This is a genomic window from Paenibacillus sp. KS-LC4 (assembly GCF_036894955.1).
In the GTDB taxonomy this organism is placed as follows: Bacteria; Bacillota; Bacilli; order Paenibacillales; family Paenibacillaceae; genus Pristimantibacillus.
The window spans coordinates 392,277-417,893 of record NZ_CP145905.1; the positions used below are offsets into that span (position 1 = coordinate 392,277).

19 protein-coding genes are annotated in these 25,617 nt (G+C 50.6%); 12 read left to right on the forward strand and 7 right to left on the reverse strand.

The genetic code is table 11. From position 1 onward, the window contains the following. Positions 1-537: 537 nt before the first annotated feature. Positions 538-1,395 carry a class II fructose-bisphosphate aldolase gene (locus tag V5J77_RS01760; RefSeq protein WP_338554073.1) on the forward strand — a complete coding sequence of 286 codons (858 nt, stop codon included), beginning with the start codon at positions 538-540 and terminating at the stop codon, positions 1,393-1,395. Positions 1,396-1,580: 185 nt separating this feature from the next. Here the strand turns inward: V5J77_RS01760 and V5J77_RS01765 are convergent, their stop codons facing one another. Continuing rightward, entirely contained in the window at positions 1,581-2,879 is a 1,299-nt protein-coding gene (locus V5J77_RS01765) for an alpha-glucosidase/alpha-galactosidase (protein ID WP_338554074.1), read from the reverse strand. Between the two features lie 165 nt (positions 2,880-3,044). Here V5J77_RS01765 and V5J77_RS01770 point away from each other — a divergent pair, with 165 nt between their 5' ends. After that, the gene (locus tag V5J77_RS01770) at positions 3,045-3,899 is read left to right on the forward strand and encodes an AraC family transcriptional regulator (protein WP_338554075.1); all 855 of its coding nucleotides are present in this window, start codon (positions 3,045-3,047) and stop codon (positions 3,897-3,899) included. Between the two features lie 119 nt (positions 3,900-4,018). On the opposite strand, the gene V5J77_RS01775 is transcribed toward V5J77_RS01770, so the two are convergent. Together V5J77_RS01775 and V5J77_RS01780 are read right to left on the reverse strand one after the other, a co-directional pair. After that, on the reverse strand, positions 4,019-5,236 hold the full coding sequence (locus V5J77_RS01775) for an MFS transporter (RefSeq protein WP_338554076.1): 1,218 nt from the start codon (positions 5,234-5,236) through the stop codon (positions 4,019-4,021). Between the two features lie 37 nt (positions 5,237-5,273). Beyond that, on the reverse strand, positions 5,274-5,888 hold the full coding sequence (locus tag V5J77_RS01780; RefSeq protein ID WP_338554077.1) for a TetR/AcrR family transcriptional regulator: 615 nt from the start codon (positions 5,886-5,888) through the stop codon (positions 5,274-5,276). A 208-nt stretch (positions 5,889-6,096) separates the two neighbouring features. Between V5J77_RS01780 and V5J77_RS01785 the strand changes: the two genes are divergently transcribed. Continuing rightward, positions 6,097-6,309, forward strand: coding sequence for a TM2 domain-containing protein (locus V5J77_RS01785; protein WP_338554078.1), 213 nt, complete (start codon positions 6,097-6,099; stop codon positions 6,307-6,309). Between the two features lie 96 nt (positions 6,310-6,405). Here the strand turns inward: V5J77_RS01785 and V5J77_RS01790 are convergent, their stop codons facing one another. The 3 genes from V5J77_RS01790 to V5J77_RS01800 form a co-directional block, all read right to left on the reverse strand. After that, complete coding sequence (locus V5J77_RS01790; protein WP_338554079.1) at positions 6,406-7,257, reverse strand: hypothetical protein; 852 nt, start codon at positions 7,255-7,257, stop codon at positions 6,406-6,408. A 121-nt stretch (positions 7,258-7,378) separates the two neighbouring features. Beyond that, the gene (locus V5J77_RS01795) at positions 7,379-10,405 is read right to left on the reverse strand and encodes a DEAD/DEAH box helicase (RefSeq protein WP_338554080.1); all 3,027 of its coding nucleotides are present in this window, start codon (positions 10,403-10,405) and stop codon (positions 7,379-7,381) included. Continuing rightward, positions 10,402-11,634, reverse strand: a complete 1,233-nt coding sequence (locus V5J77_RS01800; protein ID WP_338554081.1) for a hypothetical protein — start codon at positions 11,632-11,634, stop codon at positions 10,402-10,404. Before V5J77_RS01800 ends, V5J77_RS01795 begins: the two co-directional genes overlap by 4 nt. 489 nt (positions 11,635-12,123) lie before the next feature. Between V5J77_RS01800 and V5J77_RS01805 the strand changes: the two genes are divergently transcribed. Together V5J77_RS01805 and V5J77_RS01810 are read left to right on the forward strand one after the other, a co-directional pair. Next, positions 12,124-13,491: a HAMP domain-containing sensor histidine kinase gene (locus V5J77_RS01805; RefSeq protein WP_338554082.1), complete on the forward strand. Its 1,368-nt coding sequence runs from the start codon at positions 12,124-12,126 to the stop codon at positions 13,489-13,491. A 242-nt stretch (positions 13,492-13,733) separates the two neighbouring features. Next, a complete protein-coding gene (locus V5J77_RS01810) occupies positions 13,734-14,726 on the forward strand; it encodes an alpha/beta hydrolase (RefSeq protein WP_338554083.1) in 993 nt (330 codons plus the stop codon). A 15-nt stretch (positions 14,727-14,741) separates the two neighbouring features. Here the strand turns inward: V5J77_RS01810 and V5J77_RS01815 are convergent, their stop codons facing one another. Then, positions 14,742-15,383 carry a hypothetical protein gene (locus V5J77_RS01815; protein ID WP_338554084.1) on the reverse strand — a complete coding sequence of 214 codons (642 nt, stop codon included), beginning with the start codon at positions 15,381-15,383 and terminating at the stop codon, positions 14,742-14,744. Positions 15,384-15,445: 62 nt separating this feature from the next. Here V5J77_RS01815 and V5J77_RS01820 point away from each other — a divergent pair, with 62 nt between their 5' ends. From V5J77_RS01820 to V5J77_RS01850, 7 genes are all read left to right on the forward strand, one after another. Continuing rightward, the gene (locus V5J77_RS01820) at positions 15,446-15,850 is read left to right on the forward strand and encodes a thioredoxin family protein (RefSeq protein ID WP_338554085.1); all 405 of its coding nucleotides are present in this window, start codon (positions 15,446-15,448) and stop codon (positions 15,848-15,850) included. Positions 15,851-16,100: 250 nt separating this feature from the next. Then, positions 16,101-17,606, forward strand: coding sequence for a response regulator (locus V5J77_RS01825; RefSeq protein WP_338554086.1), 1,506 nt, complete (start codon positions 16,101-16,103; stop codon positions 17,604-17,606). Beyond that, positions 17,599-19,365 carry a sensor histidine kinase gene (locus tag V5J77_RS01830; RefSeq protein ID WP_338554087.1) on the forward strand — a complete coding sequence of 589 codons (1,767 nt, stop codon included), beginning with the start codon at positions 17,599-17,601 and terminating at the stop codon, positions 19,363-19,365. The genes V5J77_RS01825 and V5J77_RS01830 overlap by 8 nt, the downstream gene beginning before the upstream one ends. 94 nt (positions 19,366-19,459) lie before the next feature. After that, positions 19,460-20,809, forward strand: coding sequence for an extracellular solute-binding protein (locus V5J77_RS01835; protein WP_338554088.1), 1,350 nt, complete (start codon positions 19,460-19,462; stop codon positions 20,807-20,809). 102 nt (positions 20,810-20,911) lie between these two features. After that, positions 20,912-21,778: a sugar ABC transporter permease gene (locus tag V5J77_RS01840; RefSeq protein ID WP_338554089.1), complete on the forward strand. Its 867-nt coding sequence runs from the start codon at positions 20,912-20,914 to the stop codon at positions 21,776-21,778. Beyond that, complete coding sequence (locus V5J77_RS01845; protein WP_338554090.1) at positions 21,775-22,602, forward strand: carbohydrate ABC transporter permease; 828 nt, start codon at positions 21,775-21,777, stop codon at positions 22,600-22,602. The genes V5J77_RS01840 and V5J77_RS01845 overlap by 4 nt, the downstream gene beginning before the upstream one ends. A 37-nt stretch (positions 22,603-22,639) precedes the next feature. Further along, positions 22,640-25,582, forward strand: a complete 2,943-nt coding sequence (locus tag V5J77_RS01850; protein WP_338554091.1) for a family 78 glycoside hydrolase catalytic domain — start codon at positions 22,640-22,642, stop codon at positions 25,580-25,582. The last annotated feature ends 35 nt before the right edge of the window (positions 25,583-25,617 follow it).

Here is a 25,617-nt window from a genome sequence, read left to right on the forward strand (position 1 = left end):
TATATTCTATGAATGTATCATCTAATCGGAACTAGATGTCCAACTATAAATACGATTTTCACTTCTTCTATGAGACTGCACTTTAGTCAAGTGACCTCGACCGGGTACCTTCATTTTGTATGATCTACGCAAAATCACCAAGATGAAACCCTCCTCCTGCCCAATATGGATTTTACCGGAGCTCAGATGCTCTACCCGATAGACGCCATTACCCTTATTTCCGTAATAAGGTTTAAAATATAATGTTTTATGAAACGCTTATAATGAAATGAGGTTTGCTTGCTCGATTTGTACGAATGATTGCGCTAACAAGTCATTCAAGAAAATAACACAAAGTATTCAACCTCTCCATAGGTAGTCTTATAATAAAAAATATGATAACATGTAGTATTAGATGAGGAATGTGAACAAGGATAAATTTATTCCGTTCATGCCTGTATGTCTGTCGTTTATGAGCGTGATTTTAAGCAGTAGATCAATGGGCATGATTGAAAGTTCTATTCATTAAATTGCAACTACACTGAAGGAGGATTTATCATGGCATTGGTTTCGATGAAAGATATGTTGAACAAAGGTTTAAAAGAAGGTTACGCAGTTGGTCAATTCAACATTAATAACTTGGAGTGGACGCAAGCTATTTTGAGCGCAGCTCAAGAAGAGCAATCCCCAGTTATTTTGGGCGTATCTGAAGGCGCAGCTCGTTACATGGGCGGTTTCACGGTTGTTACTGCAATCGTTAAATCCCTAATCGAGGAAATGAAAATTACAGTTCCAGTTGCGATTCACTTGGATCACGGCTCCAGCTTTGAGAAATGTAAGGCAGCAATCGACGCTGGCTTCACTTCTGTTATGATTGATGCTTCCCACTCGCCATTCGAAGAAAACGTAAAAATAACGAAGCAAGTGGTTGAATATGCACACGAGCGCGGCATTTCTGTTGAAGCTGAACTGGGAACAGTTGGCGGACAAGAGGATGACGTTATTGCTGATGGCGTTATCTACGCTGATCCACAAGAGTGTAAGCAACTGGTTGAGCTTACAGGGATTGATTGTCTGGCTCCAGCACTTGGTTCCGTTCACGGTCCTTACAAAGGCGAACCAAACCTGGGCTTCAAAGAAATGGAAGAAATTTGCCAAACGATCAAGCTGCCATTGGTATTGCACGGTGGTACGGGTATCCCTACTGAGCAAATCAAAAAATCCATTTCCCTTGGAACAGCTAAAATCAACGTGAACACAGAGAACCAAATCGCCTTCACTAAAATTGCTCGCGAAATTTTGACTTCGGATTCGGAAGTATTCGATCCACGTAAATTTTTGGCTCCAGGCCGCGATGCAATCAAAAATACGGTTATGGGTAAAATGCGCGAGTTCGGATCTTCCAACAAAGCGTAAGCTCATATATAAATGAGAAAGGGCCAGTCCGGCTGCTGCGTGCAGTTGGACTGGCCCTTTTTTGAATGGTAAGCATTTATAAGTTTCACATGTATAAATAGGCTTATATTTCTCGGACTGAAATGCGCCGCGCCGCCAAAGGACGGCGTTAGCCGTTTCACCTTGCCTTATGCCGTTCTTTTGGTTTATCGGTACGCTGGCAGCCAGCTGCCATGCGCTTCAATCAGCTCGTCGCAAAGTGAGACGATATCATCCATAGACAGCTCCGCCGACGTATGCGGGTCAAGCAGAGCGGCATGATAAATATGCTCGCGCTTCAAGGTTTTAGCGGCTTCAATCGTGAGCAACTGGGTATTAATATTTGTGCGGTTTAACGCTGCCAGCTGTGGCGGAAGGTCACCAATGAAGGTTGGAGAAATGCCGGAACGGTCGACCAAGCAAGGTACCTCGACGCAGGCTTCCCTTGGCAGGTTCGTGATCAAACCCGTATTCATGACGTTACCGGCGATTTTATATGGGTTATTGGTCTCCATCGCTTCCATAATATGCGAGGCATATTCATGACTGCGCGTATGCTCAATCTTTTTATCGCCAAGCATCGAGTCCCGTCTTTCCTCCCAGCCTTTAATTTGCTCAATACAACGACGCGGATACTCATCGAGCGGAATATTAAGACGTTCAATCAGCTCTGGATAATTCTTTTTAATGAAGTATGGATGATATTCCGCATTATGCTCGGAGGATTCTGTTACATAATAGCCGAATTTCAACATGAGCTCGTAACGCACCATATCGTGATGCTTCTCAGCTTGCTTTTCCGCTGCGAGACGTTTAATTTCCGGGTACAGGTCTACGCCGTCCTTCGTTGCTTCCAGCAGCCAGGCCATATGGTTAATGCCAGCGATCTTTGTTTTGACACCTGCTGTATCAATGCCCAAATGCTCGAATAGATGCGGTACACAAATTTGTACGCTGTGGCAAAGTCCTACAGCCTGCAAGCCGCCTTGCGAAATGAGCACATTCGTTAGTACAGCCATAGGGTTGGTGTAGTTGAGGAACAGGGCGTCTGGACAAACCTCCTGAATATCTGCTGCAAAATCAAGTACGACCGGAATGGTGCGCAGATTGCGGAAAATACCGCCGATGCCGACTGTATCGGCAATGGTTTGGCGTAGGCCGTATTTTTTCGGAATTTCGAAATCGGTTATCGTACAAGGATCGTAACCGCCAACCTGAATGGCATTGACGACATATTTGGCTCCGCGAAGCGCCTCCTTGCGGTCGGTATACGCTTTAATGACGCAGCTGCTTCCGAGTGATTCCTTCATGTTCAGCAGCAGCTGCTCAGATTCACGCAGCCGTCCCGCATCAATATCAAACAAAGCTAACTCGAAGCCTTGCAGAGCATCTGTAAGCATGACATCACCCAATACATTTTTCACAAAAACAGTGCTGCCCGCACCAAGGAATGTAATTTTCGCCAATGAATTCGCCTCCGTTTATGAATAGCCTTGACTCCTTAACTATAGTCCTGAAGAGACCTTGGGAACATGGAGTAATTCCTGAAAAACCTGTCATAATGCCTTTTCATTGCATGGTTTCATTTGATCCACTATACTATTACCTGTCATAATGAGGGGGGATGCCCTATGTCTCTGACCGAGGTCAGACATATTCAGGAGACGCCGCAGCGGCAGATGGAGCTGCTTTTGCGATTTTTCGGCAAGGAAGAATGTGAGCCTCTGCATAGCTGGGGACCGGGCTTGCGCGACTTATATATTATCCATTATGTCATTAGCGGCTCAGGTGAATTTAGTACCGGGGGAGAAGCCTACCAGCTGTCACAAGGCGAGGGCTTTCTCATAACGCCAGGTGCGATTGTTCATTATACAGCGGATGAGTCTGATCCTTGGGTATATACGTGGGTTGGCTTTGACGGGCTTCATGCCAGAGCTTTTATGCAGCGGGCCGGGCTTAGTGTGACGCGGCCGATCTTTCGTGCAAAGGGCGCCAGCTGGTTCGAGACCAGCCACCAAGAGCTTGTGGCTGCCCATGGAATGGGCAGTCGGGACATTTTGTACCAGAGCATCTTATACCGTCTAATCGGTGAATTAATAGAATGTGCAGAGCCTGCATTAGCAGAGGAGCAGTCGCTGCGTGCCAACTCCAAGGAAACCTATATTAACGAAGCAATCACCTATATCGAAAATAACTACAGCCAAAAAACAACGGTTGAGCAAATCGCTCAGGCTGTTGGCTTGGATCGGACTTATTTGTCCAGCTTGTTCAAGCAGCAATTTGACCTGTCGCTGCAAGCCTTTTTGCTGCAATTTCGAATGAATCGGGCGGTAGAGCTGCTGAGCAGCACGCAGCTGTCCGTGAGTGATATTTCACGCTCGGTCGGCTACACCGATCCCTTCCTTTTCTCCAAAATGTTCAAAAAGGTTATTGGCCAATCGCCGCGCCGAACGCGAGAGCTGCTGGAGGAGCAGGGCAAGCTTTAAGCGAGGGGTTAATGGGGTAATATTCGATTATGCATACGAGGATGCCTGTCCACCATATGCACATATTCCTTAATGAAAAAGGGCTGGGCATTGGCAATTAAGCCAAAACCTGCCCGGCGTTAGCCGCGAAGCGGTGCCCGTTTCTTTTTCCCTGCCCGCATGGACAGAAGGAAGCACAGCAGAAGCACGATACCAGCGGAGGCGTATGGGAAATTGATATTCACATCAAACAATACGCCCGCAGCGATTGGTCCAAGAATGTTGCCTAAGCTCGTAAAAGCGGAGTTCAAGCCAGCGAGGTAGCCTTGCTGATCATTAGCCATTTTTGAAATTTGGGTGCCTATGGCTGGGCGCAAAATATCGACGGCAAGGAACAGGAAGAAGGTGACGACAAATACCATCCAGTAGTTGTTTGTCAACAGCATCAGCAGAACGAATAGGCCCGCAATAAACAAAGACCACGTAATGACGTTCTGCTCGCCAAACCGATTCAAAATCCAGCCGAAGATCGTTACCTGTACAACCGCGCCAGCGATGGAGCCGAATGTAATAATAAAAGCGATGTCGGTTGCTGTAAACCCGAAGCGATGGTCAACGTACAAGCCGAATACCGTCTCATAGTTCGCAAGCCCGAACGAAGCGACAAGCACGATGACTAAGCTGAAAAAGTAGGGCTGTTTGTAAGAGGACAGCAGCTGGGACATAAAGCTGGGCTCATCAGCCGAGGCCGAGGTCTTAGAAAGAGCTGAAGCGGCAGGCGTTAGAGCTGGATTCGGCTTGGATTCTGGCAGAACGAGCAGTGTAACAATGGCGGCAACACCGCCGGCAATTCCCGCTGCATAAAAGGGCACCCGTACACCAAATTCGGCCAAATATCCTCCGATGCCTGGGCCGATAATAAACCCAGTCGTAATCGCGGCATTGATGTAGCCCATGCCTTTGGCGCGTTCTTCGTCGCTAGTAACGTCAGCGACATAGGCCATAATGGAAGGCATGCTGAAGGCGGCCCCGATTCCGCCAAGGATGCGAGAAACAAACAGCAGCCACGGCTCGCTGACCGCGCCGAACATCCATTCCGAGAGGGCGAACAGCGTGACGCCAGCTACAATCATTTTTTTTCGACCGATAGAATCGGAAAGTCTGCCTGCAAGCGGTGAAAATATGAGCTGGGCTAGGGAAAAGGCCGCTACCATGAAGCCTAGTATGCTTCCATTCAAATCCAGCTCCCGCATATAGGCCGGCATAACGGGAATCACGAGTCCGATGCCTGTAAATACGAGCAAAATATTGCCCATCAGAAGGAGTATAGCCCCTCTGTTTCGTAGTAGTAGTGACATGTTCAAAATCCTCTCATCCTGATCTAGGCTGCTTTAATCATTGGGCTTGCTCGCTTTTGGTGCTTGCGATGCCGTGAAGGACGACCTTTACAGCAGTTCTATAAATGGTCAAAACCTCATCCATCGTAGAAGAGCGTCTGGACAGCTGATTCAAGCCGAAAAACAAGCCTTCCAATATGATCGCCAAATGTTCAACCTGCATCGGCTCTAATTCGCCTCGGTCAATGCCTTCCTGAATAAGGCGTTTGTTGAATTCCAAATGCCGGTCGATCATGGCCGTCATTCGCTTCTCCACCTCACTCGTTTTCTCCTCATGATTGAAAAATTCATCTGCCGCTTTCGTAAGCGGGTGGCTGAAATCATCCATCACCCCTTGCTCAACGATGGCGTAGAGCTTCTCGGTGGACGTCTCATAGCGCGCCTGCTGCTCGTTCCATTTTTGCTCCCATTCCAAATCCCATTCCTCTAATAGATAGAGAAACAAGCCCTCTTTACTCTTAAAATGGTAATAAATATTGCCCTTGCTGCTTTCGGTCGCCTCTACAATATCTTCAATCGAAGTGCCTTTATAGCCCTTCTGGGCAAAAAGCGCTCGTGCGGCGCTTGCGACTTTCTTCTTCGTTTGTTCGCTTTGCAGCTGTTTCTTATTCATGAGGGGCTGCCCCTTCCTCTTAATTATACTGAACGTTCGTTCTATAATAATAGCAAAATATAAAGGGGAAATGCAAATGAGAGATGAAGAAGGTTTTATAGTTAAGAAACTGCCAAAAATTTTATGAACAAATACAGTTTATATGTAAAGAATTTCTGACCAAATGCCGATAATGGAAGAGTAGAATATATAATGGAGGGATTTTCAAGTGGTAAAGAGTGATAAAAATTTTGTAGCAGCAATATTATTATGTTTCTTTTTAGGATCTTTTGGCATTCACCGTTTTTATGCGGGAAAAGTGGGTACAGGTATTTTGATGCTGATTACATTGGGTTGCTTTGGTATCTGGACACTAATCGACTTGATTATGATCATTTGCGGGGCATTTAAAGATTCGGAAGGCCGTCAAATTAAAGCCTAATAATCTTTTTATACGTTAAAAGGGAAACAGAGCTCATAGGAGCTCTGTTTTTGCGTCCACGTATTTAAGCAGGCTGTGTAGCAGTGGAAGGTAGAATCAAGCCTCTTCCTTTTTAATTTTCGCAGGGTTGTTGATTTTGTAAGCGACGGGATGCTTGGTCAGCTTTTTGGCGACGATTTTAGCCTCGAAGGTGATAATATCGCCAATTTCCAGCTCCTGCTTTTTGAGCGTGGCGCTGTGGCTGGACCAGGCTTCGCCCACGGGCGTTTCTGGATCGGTAATGGACACGGCCTCATAAATGACAACCTCATCATCATTATCCGAAAAATGGTTCGGCACCGTCGTAAACTCCTTAACGGTCGCGATCATTTTTACTTTATCCTCCGGCAGCTCAAGCTTCGGCGCTTTTTCCTTTTTGGCTTTGCTTTTCGGCTTTTCTTCCGTTTGCTCTACTGCCTCTGGAATTGCTGCTGCACTTTCGACCGAGTCGATTGCAAAGCCTGCCTCCGCAAGCATTTCCTCGACCGTCTTGGCAGAGCCCCTATCGCTCTTGGCAGTAGCCGCGGAATCGCTGCTAACGGTAATGCCATTTTCGATATTTTGGGCTTCAACAGCTTCTATTTCATTACTTGCGGTTTCCTCGCTAGCCTCGTCAGCCTCAACACCAGCCGCCTGCTTCGCACCATAACCAGCCGCTTGCATTTCTTTCAAATACGAAGGGTGGATACAGTGCAACTGATCGTTACCTAGCTGTATGACGGCGGTCATCTTATCGACGAAACCGATAATGCTGCAAACGATATTCAGACCATGGCCTTTATAATAAAAGGTTTTTGTTTTGCTGGCTTTCCCTGAGAGCAAGCCCCACTCCTGGCATTTCTCAACCTGCTGCTCATCATTTTCAAAGGGCTGGTAATTTTGCGGTTCAATTACAAACGCATATTCCATCCTATTCCCGCCTTTCCGTCATTCCGGCTAAATTGTTTTAGGTACAACCAGTTTAGCATAAAAACGGCCCAACCAGCATCTTGGCTGCCATCCGTCCATGAAGCTGGCGGCGCGAGGTCACCTAGGCATCTCCAGCCCAGTCTTGCTTCAGTGTAACGAGCTGCTGGAGCGCAGCGTTGTCGAGCTCGGTAATCCATGTCTCGGAGCTGCTGGATATGACATTTTCACTCAACTGCTGCTTGGATTCCAGCATTTCGTCGATCCGCTCCTCCAGCGTGCCGAGCGCGATGAACTTATGCACCTGCACGTCGCGGGTTTGCCCCATGCGGTAGGCGCGGTCGGTCGCCTGATTTTCCACGGCGGGATTCCACCAGCGATCGAAGTGGAACACATGATTCGCCGCTGTTAGATTAAGGCCGACACCGCCCGCTTTAATCGACAAAATAAAGACGTTCGGCTGCTCGGACGCCGGGAGTGTGTTCGACTGGAACTGCTCGATCATACGGTCGCGAGTTAGTTTGGTTGTGCTGCCGTTCAAGTACAGAACCGGCTCCTGAAGCTCCCGCGCAAGGATGCCCTGCAGCAGCTGACCCATGCCGATATATTGCGTAAAAATAAGGCAGCGCTCGCCTTCGGCTCGCAGCTCCTTCACCATCGCCATCAGCCGCTCCAGCTTGGATGAACGGCTGATTAGCGACTCCATTGCAGCCTCTTCCCCGGTCGTGCCGCTGGCGATTTCCGCTTCCATGACCTCTAGCGGCATTCCATCCTCCAGCAGAGCGGGATGATTGCAAATCTGCTTAAGCTGCGTCAGCACGGACAAAATCGCGCCTCGGCGCTTGTTGCCCTCCACCCGCTGCACCTTAGCCATCAGCTCGTTGACGGTTTGCGTATAAAGCGCGCCTTGCTCGGCGGTGAGATGAACATACGTTTTCATCTCGTTCTTATCCGGCAGATCAAGCTGAATCGCCGGATCTTTCTTTTTGCGGCGAAGCATGAACGGCTTGACCAGCCGCTGCAAATCGACGACGCGCTCCGGGTCCTGCTCCTGCTCGATTGGCGTAGCGAAGCGCTTCTGGAAGCCCTGTGCGCTGCCAAGAAAGCCGGGATTCATAAAATCGTAAATCGACCATAGCTCGCTCAGCCGATTTTCAATCGGCGTTCCGGTCAGCGCAATGCGATGCTTGGCGGGGAGGCTGCGAATGGCGGCGGCCTGCTTCGTTTGCGCATTTTTAATATTTTGCGCCTCATCGAGGCAAATTGCTTCCCATGTACGGCCTTGCAGCAGCTCTTGATCGAGCATGGAGGTTGCGAACGATGTGAGAATAACATCCGCCTCGCCGGCGGCTTCGTAGAAATCGTCGCCCGTCAGCCGTTTGCTGCTGTAATGCAGCATGACGTTCAGGGATGGTGCGAAGCGGCTAATTTCCTTCTGCCAGTTGCCGAGCACCGAGGTTGGGCAAATGATGAGTGCAGCCGCGCGGCCAGCCCCGCCCGCTTCCTTCATCTGCATCAGGTAGGCGATGAGCTGCACCGTCTTGCCGAGTCCCATGTCGTCGGCGAGACATGCGCCAAGCCCGAGCTGACGCATAAAGGCAAGCCACGAGTAGCCCTCCTGCTGATAAGTGCGCAGCGTTGCTTGCAAGCCAACAGGAACGGGGAGAGGCGGCGCCTCTTTTTGCTGCACAAGCTGGTCCATCATCTCCTGCATATAGCTGTTCAGCTCGACTTCCAGCCGCAGCTGCTCGCTTGCATCCTCACCCTCATCCGCCGATGCCTCTGCGCTTTCTTCCTTGCGGGCGAAGTAGTCCTTCCGCGAAAGCAGATGGAGCTGAAGCACATCTTGAAAGGAGAGTCCTTGGGCGCTGTTCATGCCCTTCATCATTTTGCTGATTTGCTCCAGCAGGCCGGGATCGAGCGTCACCCACTGCCCGCGAAATTGCAGCAGCCGCTCCTGACGGGCGAGCAGCTCTGCGAACTCTGCTTCCGTAAGGGTAAGATCGCCGACGGAAACGCGCCAATCAAATTCAATAATGGCGTCCAGCCCGAAGAAGGAGCGGCCTTTCGCCGGGTTTTCCTCTTCCTTGACCTTGGCGCGCAGCTTAGGCTTTTTGCGGCGGGCGCTTTCCCACCAGGCAGGGAGCAGCACCTGCCAGCCTGCCTCGAGCAGACGGTTGCTGCCCACCGTCAGGAAACGCCAAACCGTGTCGCTGCTGAGCGGCGCTCGCAGCACATCGTATTTCTCGCCTGCCAAATGCTCGTCAGGCAGACTGGCGCGCAGATGATCCAGCCATCCGGCGGAGCGATCACGCACAGCATGAACCCAAGCCGCCGGAACCTCTCCGGCGACATCGCCATGCTGCGACAGCCTGACGGGCCGCAGCACCGAAGGGTCCAGCTTGTCCTGCAGCACCAGCCGCAGCTGCCACGCCTCATCGGTTTCCTCGCCCGGCTCAAGCAGCTGCAGCATAGGGCGGAACGGCGCATGGTCTGCCTTCCAGCCGACGGCCACCAGCCAGCCGGACGGATCAAGGCCAGCGAAGATCGCCTTCTCCTTCACGAACAGCAGCGGATATTCCGCGCGCAAATCAGCGGAGGCTGCTTCACTGTTATAATAGCGCTGGAACACCGCCGCCGAGAAGGCGGCCTCCAGCATGCCGAGAAAGCCATTCGACAGGCGTCCGTCCTTCACTTTCTCCTCAGCAAGCGCAAGCTCGGTAGCCAGCTCCTCTGAAGCGGAGCTGTCCCACACCCATTGCAGCTGTCCGGCACGCCATGCGGCGTGGCTTGGCAAGTAGCGCTTAGCCTCAGCGAGCTCGTGGAGCAAGGGCGCGAGCCGGATGAGCGCAGCCGACTGCTCGTCCCATTCCCAATGAATATGCGCCAGCAGGCGCTGCTCGGCAAAGAAGGGAAGCACGTGCTCCGCAGGAAGCACGACCAGCTCCACCTGCTCCATTTGCCGAATTTCAAGCTCCGTTCCATAGGTGGTGGCCGCATGCCAAGCGAATAGGCTTTGCTTGAGGCGAACGCCGGAAAGCAGATCCTGACGATCATCCACCGCATACAGCAGCGCATCGCCAAAATCGGTCAAAGCCAAATGTACCGTTATCGTCGTCCATAAAGGGCTCTTCGCCAGCTCGTTGCTCATGACAGCAATTTCCCCTTTCGCAGCTCTTCCTGTAAAGCCCGCAAGCGGCTGTAGCGCCCGGCGAAGGCAGTAATGAACGTTTCCCAGCCTTCCTCGTCCTTGCGTTTTTTGTACAGCTTCGCTAATCGCTTCAGCAGCTTGACCGCCGACTTGTAGCCGTCTCTGTTTTTCAGCAGCACATAGCGCTCCGCAGCCTGATGATAGAAGGGCAGCAGCAGCTCAGGCGCATTCTTCTCAATAGGAGCGAACATGGCGACGCGATAATACAGCGGGTCGATGCCTTCACTTAGCTGGTAGTCGATCCAATCCCGCCATCGTTCATAATGATGCAGCTTGTCCGCATAAATGGAGCGTGAGGCGGGCAGCAGGAGCAGCAACTGCTCCCACATCGCTTCCTCCTCCTGCGGCATTTCCGCCAGCACCGCGTCCCAATAGGCGAAAAAAGCGTTCAAATGCACGCCATGCTGATCCGCCAGCAAGCTCGCCGTTTGTTTCAGCCAGTGGAGCAGTCGAGTCCATTCCTTGCGCTGCTCCAGCTCATCCAGCAGGGCATAATAATCATGAATGCGCAGCTTGGAGTTGCGGTCCAGTGCAGTTAACAGCGCCTGTGCCTCCTCATCACGGCCTAATAGAAAGCAAAGCCAGCATTTGGCGAACAGCCATTGATAGCGGGTCTGGGCAATTATCTGCTGGGGCTTCAGCGCCTCCAAATGTACAAGCTCCTCGGCAAGCAGCGGACTGCCTGACAGGCGCGGATAGAGCCATTGTCTCCACAGCGCATAATAAACAGGTGAAAAATAATCCGCATACCGCTCCTCCGCGAGCAGTCTTCCACGCAAATCCGCCGTCGTTTCCGCCAGGCGGTCCCAAAACGTCGGCTCGGCATCAGCGAGCGCCGGCGACTGCTCGAACAGCCTGCTGATGCGGCGCTGAACATCCTCCATTGCAACTCGCGTATGGTAGCCGACGAACGTACCCGTATGCAGCTGCTCCATAATAAACAGGAGGCTGTGCAGCTCAAACAGGCATTCCATTGCAGGGGAAAAAGCAGGCCGCGATTGCTGAATAAGCTCAGCTGCGCGGCCGGCATAGTCGCTGTTTCTCGTTTGTGCGGCCAGCGGCTCCAGGCATTGCAGCAGCCATTTGCGCCACTCCGAAATCGGCAGCGTGGGCAGCTGCTGGAGTAAGTCGTTTTTTCTTCGCTCGTTCTGTTTATTTATAGGCATCATTTGAATCAATCTCCTGAGTCATTTCTTGAAGGCGGGCCTGTTGGCCAGCTTTATTCAGCTTCCATATCTTCAAAAAGTGCGGGGTATAGACATGTATGGTTAACCATTTTATGTATTTGGATCAGTTGGAATTTTGATGGACACAGAAGCCGTTATTCTCCGCAAAAATGGTTTTTGACCGTGTGCACAAGTATGCTGCTCTTGTTCGTTCACCGTGCTTCTAACCCTAACTATACGCGAATAAAAATAGAGTTGGCAAATCGCCTATACAAAAGCAATCGCCATGCTCCTAAACGATTAGGAACGCGGCGATTGCTTACTTAGGCCAGTATAGAGCGCGTGTTGAGCTGCTCTTCATTCGTTCCTTGCGATAGTAGTATAATGATTACTACGGAAGCAGGATGCGAAACAGGGAAAGAGGGATTGGATGTTTACTATTTTTCGGCTTGAAACGGTTCGTGGGCTTGGCTATCGACTTGAGGTGCAAAAATGATTAAATCATTATATACACGTGTAGTTTTAATCTTTCTGGTGTCTGTAATTGGAGGCACGCTCATTGCTTTTTTTGCAGCCACTTGGTTATTCGAAGATCAATTGAACGAAAATTCGCAAATCCTTTTGCGTCATTTTGGACAGGACATCGCCTTGCTCTACGAGACCATTCCGTCACGTGAAGCGGACGATATAGTAAGTAAAATGAAGCAGCTCAACTCCTTTCATATTCGAATTTATGAAGCAACGGATCGCTTTCAGTCTTTCGGAGCGCTGGGCGGACACAACCCTGCCGATATACCTGCGGAGCATGTGGAGAAAGTGTTAGATGGAGTAGGGGTTCAAGGCAAGACGGAGGGTGTTACGGTTGCCTACATTGGATTTCCGTTGAACACAGATAGGGGAATGAAAGCGATGTTTGTGGAGACGCTCTCCCCTCCTTCCACCGCATTCGTCATAAAGTGGGGACTGAACATTGCAGCGTATTCGTTAATTACAGGAAGCTTATTTGTGCTAATTGCTTCCTATTTCATAATAAGGCCGATTAATAAGCTGACAAAAGCAACCAAGCGGATAGCGGCTGGAGACTTCAACGTCAAGCTGAATATTAAGCAGACGGGTGAATTAGGCGCTTTGGCTCGCAGCTTCGAAGAAATGATGCATGATCTCCAGCGACTGGAGCAGATGCGCAGGGAATTTGTAACGAACGTGTCGCATGAAGTGCAAACGCCGCTCACCTCGATATCCGGGTATGCTATTGCGCTCAAGCAAGAAGGCATCGAGCCTAATGAGCGCAGCCGTTACCTCGATATTATTATTAATGAAGCGAAGCGAATGTCCAAGATGAGCGATAATTTGCTCAAGCTAAGCTTGCTCGAATCACAGTCACATCAGCTGCAGCTGGCAACGCTCCGTCTTGATGAACAACTAAGGCGAGTTATCGTCGCCATTCAGCCGCAATGGTCGGCGCGAAACATCCAATTTGAGCTACATTTAAAGGCGGCCATGCTAACGGCCGATCATGATCTGCTGAATCAGGTATGGACCAATATCATTGGCAATAGCATCAAATTTTCCAAGGACGGCGGCATCATTCAAGTCAGCATCAAGCAAGACATTAAACAGATTACCGTTCGAATATCAGACAACGGTATTGGTATTTCGCTAGAGGATCAGAAGCAAATATTCGAGCGTTTCTTTAAGGCAGATCGTTCTCACAGTCGAAAATATGAAGGCAGCGGCATGGGGCTGGCTATCGTTAAACAGATCATAACGCTTCATCAAGGCGATATCCGAGTGGAAAGCGAGCCGGGTCTAGGAACAACCTTTATCGTCACCTTGCCCGTCACAATGCTGGCTGAATAAGCAGGTTATCCATCAACTCACCATGTCACCATCTTATCTCTCCTCAAGCCTGCGTCATCAGGTGGCAAGCCTCCTTGCCTATGCTGACGCAGGCTTTTTGTGCTTGTTCATATTCCGTTCATCCTGCCGGCACGAGGAGTACATATTCGTCATGTAAGCTCTGCTTAACGAATTTTAAAAGCAGTCCAATATAGAGATGACGATAGGAGAAGATGCAAGTGGAAATACGAGAGGTAAACAAGATGGAGCTGGACACAACAGCAGGTAAAAAGCCAACCAGCGGTTTGAAGAAATGGCTGCGCAGGCTGCTTAAAATAATAGCGGCCCTAGGAATAGCAATCTTCGTTTTTATAGCTGTCGTTTTTTTTGTGAATAGGTTCAGCAGCAAATCAGAGCAAGCGAAATTATTGCCGTATGGCCAGTCAGTAGCTGTAGATGGGAAATATATGAATGTATCGACCCATGGACAGGGAGATGAGACCATTGTGCTCCTGCCCGGTTATGGCACAGCAGCGCCAGCCCTTGATTTTAAGCCGCTAATTGAACAACTGTCACCTTTTTACAAAGTCGTCGTAATTGAGCCGTTTGGTTATGGATTAAGCGATTTAACAGACAAGGAACGAAGCACAGATAATATTGTAAGTGAAATTCATGAAGTGCTGCAGAGTCTTGAAATCAATCGTTATATTTTAATGGGCCACTCTATTTCCGGATTATACAGCTTAGATTATGTGAACAAATATCCAAGCGAGGTGAGCGCCTTTGTCGGACTCGACAGCAGTGTCCCCACGCTCAAAGAGCAGAAGATAGGGGCTTCCCTATTAAAGCAGCTTAGTCTGCTCAGAGAATCAGGCTTCGCCAGATTGCTTTTGAAATTAGGCGATGACCCTTATGCTGAATGGCCATATGATGAGCAAACAAAAGAACAATTAAAAATACTCATTCACAAAAACATATATAATGCCAATCAATTAAATGAGGCGGAAAATATGTATGCTAATTTTGAAGCAGCAGAACCATTAACTTTCCCGAAAGCTCTTCCCGTTATGTTCTTTATCCAAGTGAATCATCCAGTAACAGATAGATGGATACCAGAGCATGAGAAGCAAATCAAGGATTCTGTTCATGGAAAAATAGTGTTATTGGAAGCGGACCACTATTTATATCGTACTCATTCGGCAGAAATCGTTGAAAACCTCAGAATGTTCATGGAACCATTAAAACAAGACAAGTAGTTGATTTCTATTGTGCTATGTAGCAATTTGCTGCGTATTGCCCTGTTTTGCGCCGGGGCGCTGCACGATTTTCACTGCACGGCTTTGCACGAGTAAAATATATCCAACATCAAAAAGGAAAATAAGGACGTACATGATCATCAGCAGCACGGAATCCGGGTAGAGCTTGTAGCTGAGCACGGAGGCGCAGAGGGTGCCGAGCATTTTCGCCCAGGCGATAAAACGGGACTGCCCTAGCAGGTCCTTCTGGAACAGCATTTGAATAAACAGGATCGACATCATCAGATTGATGCCAAAGGCGGTATATTTTCCCTCCGGGTCATGGAATTCGACCGACACGCCATAATGCAGCAAGAAGGCGGTAGCGAGCAGAGAGCCTACGATGACGGCCATTTTTTTCGGTGAATACTCATTGCGGGAGTAATACAAAAATTGCAGCAAAATGATGATGTCGAGCGCGAACCAGACGATTGTAATGATTTGCTGAAGCGGATTAAATGGCATGAGAAAGCCAAACAGCAGCTCCCACGTCAGGTTGGCGCAGAGCGCAGCCAAGGGCATGCCGCAGGTGCGGTCCCTAAAGCCTCGATAAATAATAAGCAGATAGGTGATTGTCCAAAAAAACGCCATTCCGAGCAGCAGCAGCAAGTCCATCAAGCCTCATCGCATCCTTTCCAAAAACGGTTGTTATAAAAACGTATGTTGGAGGCGGCTCGTCTATGTCTTATGTTAAAATAGAATGCAACGAAGCTGGCAGGGTGCCGCCGGGCACATTACAGCCAGAGCAAGGAAAGAAGGACGAACGTATGGCAATCTATGAAATCGAAGAGGATGAATGGCTGCGTCTAGCACGAATCGGCAATGGGAAGGATGCGTTGCTGTTCTCCAGCCCCTTCTGCGGAACGTGCAAGGTAGCCGAGCGAATGCTGGACATCGTTCAGGCAGCGGAAGTGCCAACGACGATGTATAAAATCAACATCAATTACGCGCCCAAGCTGCGCGAGGCTTGGAAAATTACGAGTGTCCCCTGTCTGGTGCTGGTGAAGGACGGCGAGCCTCAGCGGTTCGAATACGCGATGCGTTCTGTCGATTATCTTTACAAGCTGCTGAAAGAGGAGGAGTAGCGCTTTGCATTTTTAAAAAGGGTACATCGGAGCATGCTGCGATGTGCCTTTTGATTTTTCTAAATACTCGAAATGAAATGTGCCGCGTCCCCAGAGGATGGTGACAGCCGTTTCACCTTGCCTAAAAAAAACAGACAGCACCTGAAATAAACAACGGTAGGAAAATAAGCGGCTCTCCATTACGATGAAGGAGAATCAGGTGGGTATACTAGAATGATTAGAAGGTGCTTTGCAGGGAGGATGGGGAAAGATGCTGAGAGCGGTTGTATTTGATGACGAATATATTGTTCGCCACGGACTGAGCCAGATGATCGACTGGCAGCGTTATGGCGTCGAGCTGGTAGGAACGGCGGGGGATGGCTTATCGGCACTTGCGATGTTCCGCGAGCTGCGCCCAGACATTGTGCTGACGGATATTCGGATGCCGGGGATGGACGGACTTCGGCTCATTGAGACGGTGGCTGCCGAGGCGGGGGATACGATGTTTATCGTGTTCAGCGGCTTTAATGAATTTGAATATGTGATGCGGGCCATTGGGCTTGGGGTTGTCGATTATTTGGAGAAGCCGGTTACGGTAGAGAAAATAGATGAAGTGATGCGTAAAGCGATAGAGCGGATCGGCAAGCAGCAAGCATTCAGCTCCATGAAATCCAAATGGGAAGCGTCTCAGCAGGAGCTGCTGGAGAAAGCGACGTTGAATTTGCTGTTAGCAGGCGATAGTGCGCTAGGCAAATGGAAGCAAAGCTATGGCCCGGATTGGGAAGCAATTGCGGGTATTACGGTGCTGGCTTTTTCCTCGGAAGGTGTGAAGCTGGTGGAAAGCCCATCCTATCGCATCGTTGAGGTGACGAATGGAGCAGACCGGCTGTTAGCGGTGCTTCATTTCAAGCTGCCGGCAGATGAGCTATGGGAGCAGTTGATGCTGCGGGGTGAAGATGGCGAGCTAATCGCAGCTGGAGGAACCTATGAAACGTTAGCAGAAGCGCCAAGAAGCTGCAAGGAAGCACGGCGAGCGCTTCGCTACGGTCGGTTTTTGGAGGAAAGCGGCTTAGTTCGCATTGAGCAAATGGAAGGCAGCGATGAGCTGGCTGGCAACTTGACGAAGCATGAGGAAGCTGTCATTTTTTCCTTGCGCACAGGGGATAAAAAAGGACTGTGGGCTGCCTTAGATGAATTCGAGGCGTCAGTTGGGCAGCAGAAGCTGGACCCGGAGCAGGCGGAGTGCGAAATTTTGCAGCTCGTTTATGTAGGTCATGAGGTGCTGAAGGAAACGGGGCGCGATACGCGCTCCCTCGGCAAGGTCGCGCATCAGGAGCTAGGCGTCATGCATACGCGCGAGGAAATGTTCCGCTGGCTGCGAGGCAAGGTAGAGGCGATGCTGACGACGATTACTGAAGCGCGGCGTTCTACGAAGCATGCGGCTGTCGAAAAGGCGCTAGCCTATATGGAAGCCCGCTTTGGGCAGGACATTTCCTTGCAGGAGCTGGCGGAGCATGTTGGCCTGAATGCGACGTATTTCAGCCTGCTTTTCAAAGAAGAGATGGGCATCTCCTACATTAAGCATTTGACCCATGAACGGATGGAGCATGCGAAGGTGATGCTGCGAGAAGGGCTGCTGGTCAGCGAGGTCAGCGAGAAGGTCGGCTATCTTAACTACAGACATTTCACGGAAACGTTTAAGAAGCTCGTGGGCATGACGCCTAAGCATTACCGGGAAGCCCATGCTGTCGAGCGTAAGGATGACGGCCATGTCTAAAAAACGACTAGTGAAATGGCTGCGGTTCAAAAAAATCCGAAGCCGGTTTCTGGCGGCGATGATTTTGCTCATTGTGCCTTCGATTATGCTGCTCGGCTATATTTCCTTCAATATCACGAAGGACACGCTGACGGATATGAATGAAAAAACGAATTTGGATCATTTGCGAACGTCCAGCGAGGTGGCCGACCTATTATTTCGGAATATTAACAATTTTCATTTATCCATCGTTGTAAATGATGCCATTCGGCAGAGCCTGCGCAGCAGCGGGGAAAACCCCGGCATACAGCCCGATACGGTGAACGGCAGAACCTCCTCGCGGCTCCAGCGATTAATCAGCAGCAGCTTTGCGGATACGCGCTATGTGACCTCGGTCTGTCTGCTTGATCTGAAGTTTCACACCTACTGCTTTGGCCGCTCCGACGATGCGGGCGTGTATGAAGGAAGCGATAAAATAGCCAAAATTACAAGCTCGGATTGGTACAAGGGGGCGTATGAGAGCAAGGGAAGGGTTGTATATTATCCAACTGATCTTTTTGACGAATCGAATAAGTCCTTTTCCAGCGTGAAGCTGTTTCGCGATGCGGAGGAGCCGAGCGGCGAGCCAATCGGCATTCTCATCGTCAACGTTTCCAAGACGATTTTTGATAAAGTGTTCGGCGGCAGCAAGGACAATGGCTCGTTCATGGTGCTTAGCGAGGGAGCCGGCCCGACAAAAGCGGTATACAGCCATAATGATATCGTTCCGCTTGCTGGTGGGACAATCTCGGAGACGCTGAGCCACTTGAAGGATGAAGGCTTTCTAGTTAATCCTTATTATAATCAGACGACAAGCTGGACGTTTGTCCATCTCGTTGAATCGAAGGAGCTGCTGAAGCACACCCAATACATTGGTCTGGCGACGACGCTTATTGCAGCAGCATTCGCGGTGACGGCGCTGATCCTCTCCTATTTCATATCGGGGACCATCACAAGGCCGCTGCTGCGGCTGAAAAAAATGATGAACGACTGGACGCTCGGCAAGCGCGATTTTCCGGCGGAATTTGCCCAGGATGAGGTCGGTGTCATCGGTGAGACGTTCAAGCGTATTGCCCACGAAAATGAGGAGCTGAATGCGCGGCTCATCCATTCGGAGCTGAAGGAGCGGGAGGCTGAGCTTAGGGCGCTGCAATCGCAGATTAAGCCGCATTTTTTGTACAACACGCTGGATTCGATTTATTGGATGGCGATTTTGCAAAATAATAAAGAGGTCGCCCAAATGGCAGTTTCCCTCTCCGAAAGCTTCAAGCTCAGCTTGAACAAGGGTAAGGAGACCATCCTCGTGTACAACGAATTGAAGCATATCGAGCATTATTTGAACATCCAGAACATTCGGTTCAACCACCGCTTCCACTATATCGAGGAGGTGGAGGAGTCGATCAAGGGGCAGGAAATGATGAAGCTGCTGCTGCAGCCGCTGGTCGAAAATGCGATCTACCACGGCTTGGAGCCAAAGGTCGGAGAAGGAACGATTCGCTTGAGCGGTGAAGCCGACGGGTCGTATTGGATTTTTACGGTGGAGGATGATGGTGTAGGAATGGCAGATATCACCCAGACAGAGCAGGGCTACGGTATGCGCAACGTCAAGGAGCGGCTGCTGCTGTCTTATGGGCCGGATAGCTCACTAACCGTCTGGAGCCGTGAAGGAGAGGGTACCCGTGTGACCTTGCGCTTCAACTGGACGAACCTACCTAAAAAAAACCGACATTCACCTGAATAATGAAGCGCTTTCATTAAGGGCGTTTCCTCTCTACAATAAAGGTATAGAAAGCCACTTAACAGCATCTGCGACAACGAACGAGGGGGAACAACACATGAAGAATATGAAGCTTAAATCGCTCGCAATGACGGCAACCGCACTTGTGCTTACTGGAACGCTTGCGGCATGCGGGGGAGGCAATTCCGGCAGCAATACGGGGACGAATGCGGCGGCTGGCGGCGAAGGCGGCAATACAGAAAAGAAGGTAACGCTCTCGCTGCTGGTTGATAATACGCAGGATTCGGTCAATTTGGCGAATGCTTATGTCGATGCTTTCCAGAAGAAATATCCGAACATTACTGTGGAGATGGAAACAAGGCCGGGTGGCGGCGAGGGTGACAATATTGTCAAGACCCGTCTGGCGACAGGCGATATGACGGACGTTTTCTTTTATAACTCGGGCTCCTTAATGCAGGCGTTGTCTCCAGAGAAAAATATACTGGACCTGACGAATGAAGCGTTCATGTCGAACATCGTGGATTCCTTCAAGCAGACGGTTGCCGTGGATGGAAAAGTGTACGGAGTGCCGACCTCTTCCACGATTGCTGGCGGCTGGTTCTACAACAAGAAGATCTATTCCGACCTTGGGCTGAAGGTGCCAACGACTTGGGCTGAGCTGATCGCAAATAGCGAGAAAATTAAAGCGGCAGGTATTTCCCCTGTCATTGGCTCCTACAAGGATTCCTGGACCTCGCAGCTCGTTGTGCTGGCCGATTATTACAATGTACAGGCACAGGTACCGTCGTTCGCAGAGGATTTTACCGCTCATAAGGCGACTTTTGCAGGCACGCCCGCTGCGCTGAGAAGCTTCGAGAAGCTACAGGAGCTTTATGATAAAGGCTTTATGAACAAGGATATGCTGGCGACAACCTATGATGCAGGCCTCAAAATGCTTGCTGATGGCAAGGGAGCACAATACCCGATGCTGTCGTTCGCAGCGCCATCGCTCGTGCAGAACTTCCCGGACCAGATTGAAAATATCGGATTTTTCGCCCAGCCTGGCGACGATGCCTCGAAAAACGGCTTGAGCGTTTGGATGCCGGGAGCAGGCTATATTTATAAGGAAACCAAAAATGTAGAGGCAGCCAAGCAGTTTGTAGCCTTTATGGCTTCTGTAGAAGGGACAGAGGTTGCGGCTTCCGTCTCGAAGCCAACCGGCCCTTATTTGATTAAGGATGCGAAAATACCAGATGATGTGCCAACGCTAGTAAAAGACATGCTGCCTTATTTCGAATCGGGCAAAACAGCGCCAGCGCTTGAATTCGTTTCCCCCGTTAAAGGACCTAGCCTGGAGCAGATTACCGTTGAGGTTGGAGCGGGCATTAAGAAGGCAGCGGAAGGCGCGGCTGCTTACGATAAGGATGTTGAGAAGCAAGCGAAGCAGCTTGGATTGGCGGGCTGGTAAGCTATAGCTTGAATAGTAGTGAAAAATAGCTAGTGAAGTCGGCCCTGCTTGCAGGGCCGCTTTACTTCAAAATATACGCTTGAAAGTATAGGAGTGATAACGATGAACCGTATTTTTAAACGAACCTACTCCTATTGGTTCCTGCTGCCTGCAGCCATCATTTATTTTATTATTTTCATCCTGCCGACGATGATGTCGTTCTTCTTTAGTATGACGAGATGGACGCTGTCGGATTGGGAGTTCATCGGATTTGAAAATTTTATTACGTTTTTTCAGGAGCAGTCCTTAAGCATTGGCTTTAAAAATACACTGATCTACGCGGTCGTTACCTGTACGCTCAAGGTTGCGCTCGGATTGCTGCTAGGCGTATTGCTAACCTCGAAAATTCGGACCAAAAGCTATTTGCGGTCTGTCATATTTTTCCCTACCCTGGTGAGTACGATTGCTGTTGGTATTGCCTTCAGCATGATGATGCACCCGACACAAGGCGTCATCAATACAGCGCTTGCCGCGATTGGCATTGATGGGCCGGATTGGCTCGGCGATACGAGAATCGCGCTGCTGTCGGTCGCTATGGTCGATGTGTGGAAGGGCTTAGGCTTTGCCACGGTCATTTACATTGCCGGAATTTTGTCTATTCCCGCGGAATATTATGAAGCCTTGCAAATCGACGGCGGCAACAACTGGCATAAGTTCTGGAACATTATTGTGCCGCTGAGCCGTCCAGCTACGAACTCGGTTATTATTTTAGCCTTCATCGGCGGCCTGCGCTCCTTCGATCTAGTGTGGGCGATGACCAAGGGCGGCCCAGGCTTCACGACCGACCTGATCGCGTCGATCATTTACAAGCAGTATCAAGGCGGGTTCTATGGCCTCGCTACTGCGGGCAATGTGATTTTGTTCCTCGTTGTGACAGCGCTCGCCTTCCCGCTCTATACGTATTTGAACCGCAAGGAGGTAGACCTGTGAGAAAGATCAGACAATGGGGCTTTGAAATCGGTGCCGTCTTGTTCACGATTGTCGTGTTCTGGATTCCGTTCTACTTCATATTGGTCAATTCGGGCAAGGACCCTAAGGAGTCTTCGCTGCTCACGATGTCGTGGGCGTCCAATAGTCAGTACTGGGAAAATATTAAAACCGTCGTTGCGGCCCGTGATTTTATGCTGGTTCGCGCCTTCATCAACAGTACGGTGCTGACGGTGGCCTCCATCGCTATTTTGATCGTATTGTGCGCGATGGCGGGGTATGTGTTGCAGCGCCGGACAGGAAAGCTGTCTCCCTTGTTCAACTTTTTGATTCTCGCCGGGCTGATCATTCCACCTGCAATTGTTCCGACGATTTGGGTCATGGATGGGCTTGGCCTGTTTAAAACGCTGATTGGCCTAATTTTAATCGAAGTCGCACTAGGCTTTCCATTCGCGGTTCTGCTTTATAAAGGCTTCATGAGCGGCATTCCGCGTGAAGTGGATGAGGCGGCCGTTATTGACGGCGCTGGCGGCCTGCGGCTGTTCTTCGGCATTATTTTGCCGCTGCTCCAGCCCGTAACGGCAACGGTCGTCGTATTGTCCTCGGTTACCATCTTCAATGATTTCACGAACCCGCTGTATTTTTTGCCGGGCTCGGACAATGTGACGGTGCAGTTGACGCTTTATAACTTCCAAAGCCAGTATGTAACGCAATACAATTTGCTGTTTACGAACATTTTGCTCATTACGATTCCGCCGCTGCTGCTCTTTATTGTTTTTAACAAGCGGATTGTGGCCGGTATGACTGCCGGTTCGGTTAAAGGCTGATGGATGATTATAAATACAGTAAAAAGGGGATAGCTACATGTTGAATGTTCAATCCGCAAGCTGTGAATATAGAAGTGCCTTGCTCGGTACGGATATTAAGGAGCCGCGTTTTAGCTGGAGGCTGGAGGCGGGAGAGCGCAGAAGTGTTCGCCAAGCAGCTTATCAGCTGCAAGTGGCAGAGATATCGGACGGCTTCGAGACAAGCCTTTGGGATACGGGCCGGGTCGAAAGCGAGCAATCGCTTCATATTCGTTATGGAGGCCCTGCGCTTGCAGCCCGTACTGCTTATCGCTTTCGGGTTAAAGTATGGGATACAGCAGGAGAAGAATCGCCTTGGAGCGAGGAGGGCACCTTCGAGCTGGCCCTTGCTGGCGGGGCGGACTGGCAGGCAAAATGGATTACGCCGGAAGCGTCTTCTATTGCGGCAGATGCGGCTCCAGCCTATTTGCTGCGCCGGACCTTCGATGTCAAACCAGTGGGCGTCCTGTCCGCTCGGGTGTACGCAACAGCGCTTGGCGTATACGAGCTGTACCTGAATGGCGGCAAGGTGTCGGATGATTTGCTCGCTCCAGGCTGGACCAGCTATCACACCCGTGTGCAATATCAGACGTATGATGTGACAGCGGGGCTTAAGGAGGGTGCGAACGGCATCGGCGTTATGCTGGGCGATGGCTGGTATCGCGGCGGTTTAGGCTTTGAGGATAAAAATTATATGTACGGCGACAACCGTGCCGCACTGCTGGAGCTCCATATCCGTTATGTAGATGGCACGGAAGAGATCATAGCGACAGACAGCTCATGGCAAGCGGCGCTTGGCGCGGTTCAATATGCAAATATTTATCATGGCGAAACGTATGATGCGCGTTTGGAGGTCCGGGGCTGGAGTGAAGCCGGTGTTGCGGGAGGAGCAACTGGAGCGGAAGCCTCGGGTGATGCAAGGCTGGCAGCAGGGAACTGGTCGGGTGTGCAGGTGCTGGATTTGCCATACAGCCAGCTTGTAGCGCAAGAAAACTGGCCGACTAAAGTTACCGAGATCATCAAGCCGATCTCCTCGTTTATTACACCGGCAGGCGATCATGTGCTGGATCTAGGGCAAAACATCGTCGGGCGCATGAGATTTACCGTCGAGGCGCCGGAAGGAACGCAAATCGTTCTGCGCCATGCTGAGGTGCTCGACAAGGACGGCAACATTTATTTCGGCAATTTGCGTCCTGCCAAGCAGACGCTGACCTATATCGCGAAAGGCGACGGCATGGAAAGCTATGCGCCCCATTTTACCTTTATGGGCTTCCGTTATGTGCTTGTTCAGGGCTTTCCGGGTCAGGAGGCAGGAGTTCCGCTGTCGGCAGATGCTTTCCAAGGCGAGGTTATCCACTCCGACATGCCTTCATCGGGTGATTTCGAATGCTCCGACGAGCGGATTAACAAGCTTCAGCAAAATATCCGCTGGGGACAGCGCGGCAACTTCCTCGACGTGCCGACGGATTGCCCGCAGCGCGATGAACGGCTGGGCTGGACGGGAGACGCGCAAGTATTTATTAGCACGGCCTTGTTCAACTTCCAAGGGGCGCCGTTTTTTGCGAAATGGCTGCATGACCTGAAGGCGGAGCAGCATGAGGATGGCGGCATTCCCTTCGTAATTCCTGACATTGTAGGCGGAGCCAATTCGGCTGCATGGGGAGATGCCGCAGTTATTTGCCCGTGGACGGTCTACCAATATTATGGCGATGAGCGCCTGCTCTCCGAGCAGTATGAGAGCATGAAGCAGTGGATCGAGTACATCCGGGCGCAGGGCAGCGAGGAATATTTGTGGAATACCGGCTTTCATTTCGGGGATTGGCTTGCGCTCGATGCGAAGGAGAACAGCTATATTGGCGCGACTCCAACCGCATTGGTTGCTACGGCCTACTATGCCTACTCCACGCGCATTGTTCGCGATGCAGCGAAGGTGCTTGGGCATGATGAGGACGCGCAGCGCTATGGCGAGCTTCACAGCCATGTCATCGCTGCGTTCCGCGACGAGTTTATGACCAAGAGGGGGCGTATCGCCTCGCCGACGCAAACCGCACATATTTTGGCGCTTATGTTCGACTTGGTGGATGGGAGCGCGAGGGAGCGGGTAGCGGAGGATCTAAACAACCTGATCGTCGAAAATGACTATCACCTGACGACCGGCTTTGTGGGTACACCGTATCTATGCTTTGCCCTGTCAAACAGCGGCTATCATACGACGGCCGTTCGCTTGCTGCTGCAAGAGAGCTATCCGGGCTGGCTGTATTCAGTATCGAAAGGCGCGACGACGATTTGGGAGCATTGGGACAGCATTAAGCCGGACGGCTCGTTCTGGAGCGACGACATGAACTCGTTCAACCATTATTCTTATGGCGCAATCGGCGATTGGATGTACCGCAAGGTGGCGGGGCTGGATATGGACCCTTCTAAGCCTGCCTTCAAGCATATTCGAATCGAGCCGTTGTTCGGATCGACCGTGCTGACTTATGCAAAGGCCTCCTATGACTCCGTATATGGACGAATCGAGTCGGGGTGGCATGTGGATGGCAGCCGTATAGAGCTTCGAGTGGTCATACCAGCGAATACGACCGCGGATATTGTTTTGCGGGGAGCGACGCTCGCCGGCACGACAGAAGGCGGGACCTCGCTTGAAAATAAAGCGGGCATCGCATCGGCGGAGGAAACCGCAGCTGGCTTGATCATCCGTGCCGGCTCGGGTACGTACCAGTTCGTCTATGAAAGTGAAGGCTTGTTCCGCTCGCAGTACAGCGCCAAGACGAAGATGAGCGAAATTTGGATGGATGAGCGGGCGATTGCCATTGTGAGTCGGCATCTGCCAACTCTGTTCAGCGGCGCACAGGCAAACATTGCTAAGCCGTTCTCGCTTCAGCAAGTCAGCGAAAATGGCATGTTCCGTATTTCCAAAGAGACGATTGATCAGGTGTTGGAGGAGCTTGCAGCGCTGTAGTTGTTGGAGAACGATTGAGATGTAAATAAGGAGTA

Coding starts and splice junctions, on each gene's coding strand:
- V5J77_RS01790 (WP_338554079.1), bottom strand. CDS start 7,257: ATGGAATATGCGTTTGTAATTGAACCGCAAAATTACCAGCCCTTTGAA.
- V5J77_RS01825 (WP_338554086.1), top strand. CDS start 16,101: ATGCTGAGAGCGGTTGTATTTGATGACGAATATATTGTTCGCCACGGA.
- V5J77_RS01775 (WP_338554076.1), bottom strand. CDS start 5,236: ATGTCACTACTACTACGAAACAGAGGGGCTATACTCCTTCTGATGGGC.
- V5J77_RS01830 (WP_338554087.1), top strand. CDS start 17,599: ATGTCTAAAAAACGACTAGTGAAATGGCTGCGGTTCAAAAAAATCCGA.
- V5J77_RS01770 (WP_338554075.1), top strand. CDS start 3,045: ATGTCTCTGACCGAGGTCAGACATATTCAGGAGACGCCGCAGCGGCAG.
- V5J77_RS01780 (WP_338554077.1), bottom strand. CDS start 5,888: ATGAATAAGAAACAGCTGCAAAGCGAACAAACGAAGAAGAAAGTCGCA.
- V5J77_RS01760 (WP_338554073.1), top strand. CDS start 538: ATGGCATTGGTTTCGATGAAAGATATGTTGAACAAAGGTTTAAAAGAA.
- V5J77_RS01810 (WP_338554083.1), top strand. CDS start 13,734: ATGGAGCTGGACACAACAGCAGGTAAAAAGCCAACCAGCGGTTTGAAG.
- V5J77_RS01820 (WP_338554085.1), top strand. CDS start 15,446: ATGTCTTATGTTAAAATAGAATGCAACGAAGCTGGCAGGGTGCCGCCG.
- V5J77_RS01795 (WP_338554080.1), bottom strand. CDS start 10,405: ATGAGCAACGAGCTGGCGAAGAGCCCTTTATGGACGACGATAACGGTA.
- V5J77_RS01835 (WP_338554088.1), top strand. CDS start 19,460: ATGAAGAATATGAAGCTTAAATCGCTCGCAATGACGGCAACCGCACTT.
- V5J77_RS01805 (WP_338554082.1), top strand. CDS start 12,124: ATGATTAAATCATTATATACACGTGTAGTTTTAATCTTTCTGGTGTCT.
- V5J77_RS01800 (WP_338554081.1), bottom strand. CDS start 11,634: ATGATGCCTATAAATAAACAGAACGAGCGAAGAAAAAACGACTTACTC.
- V5J77_RS01840 (WP_338554089.1), top strand. CDS start 20,912: ATGAACCGTATTTTTAAACGAACCTACTCCTATTGGTTCCTGCTGCCT.
- V5J77_RS01850 (WP_338554091.1), top strand. CDS start 22,640: ATGTTGAATGTTCAATCCGCAAGCTGTGAATATAGAAGTGCCTTGCTC.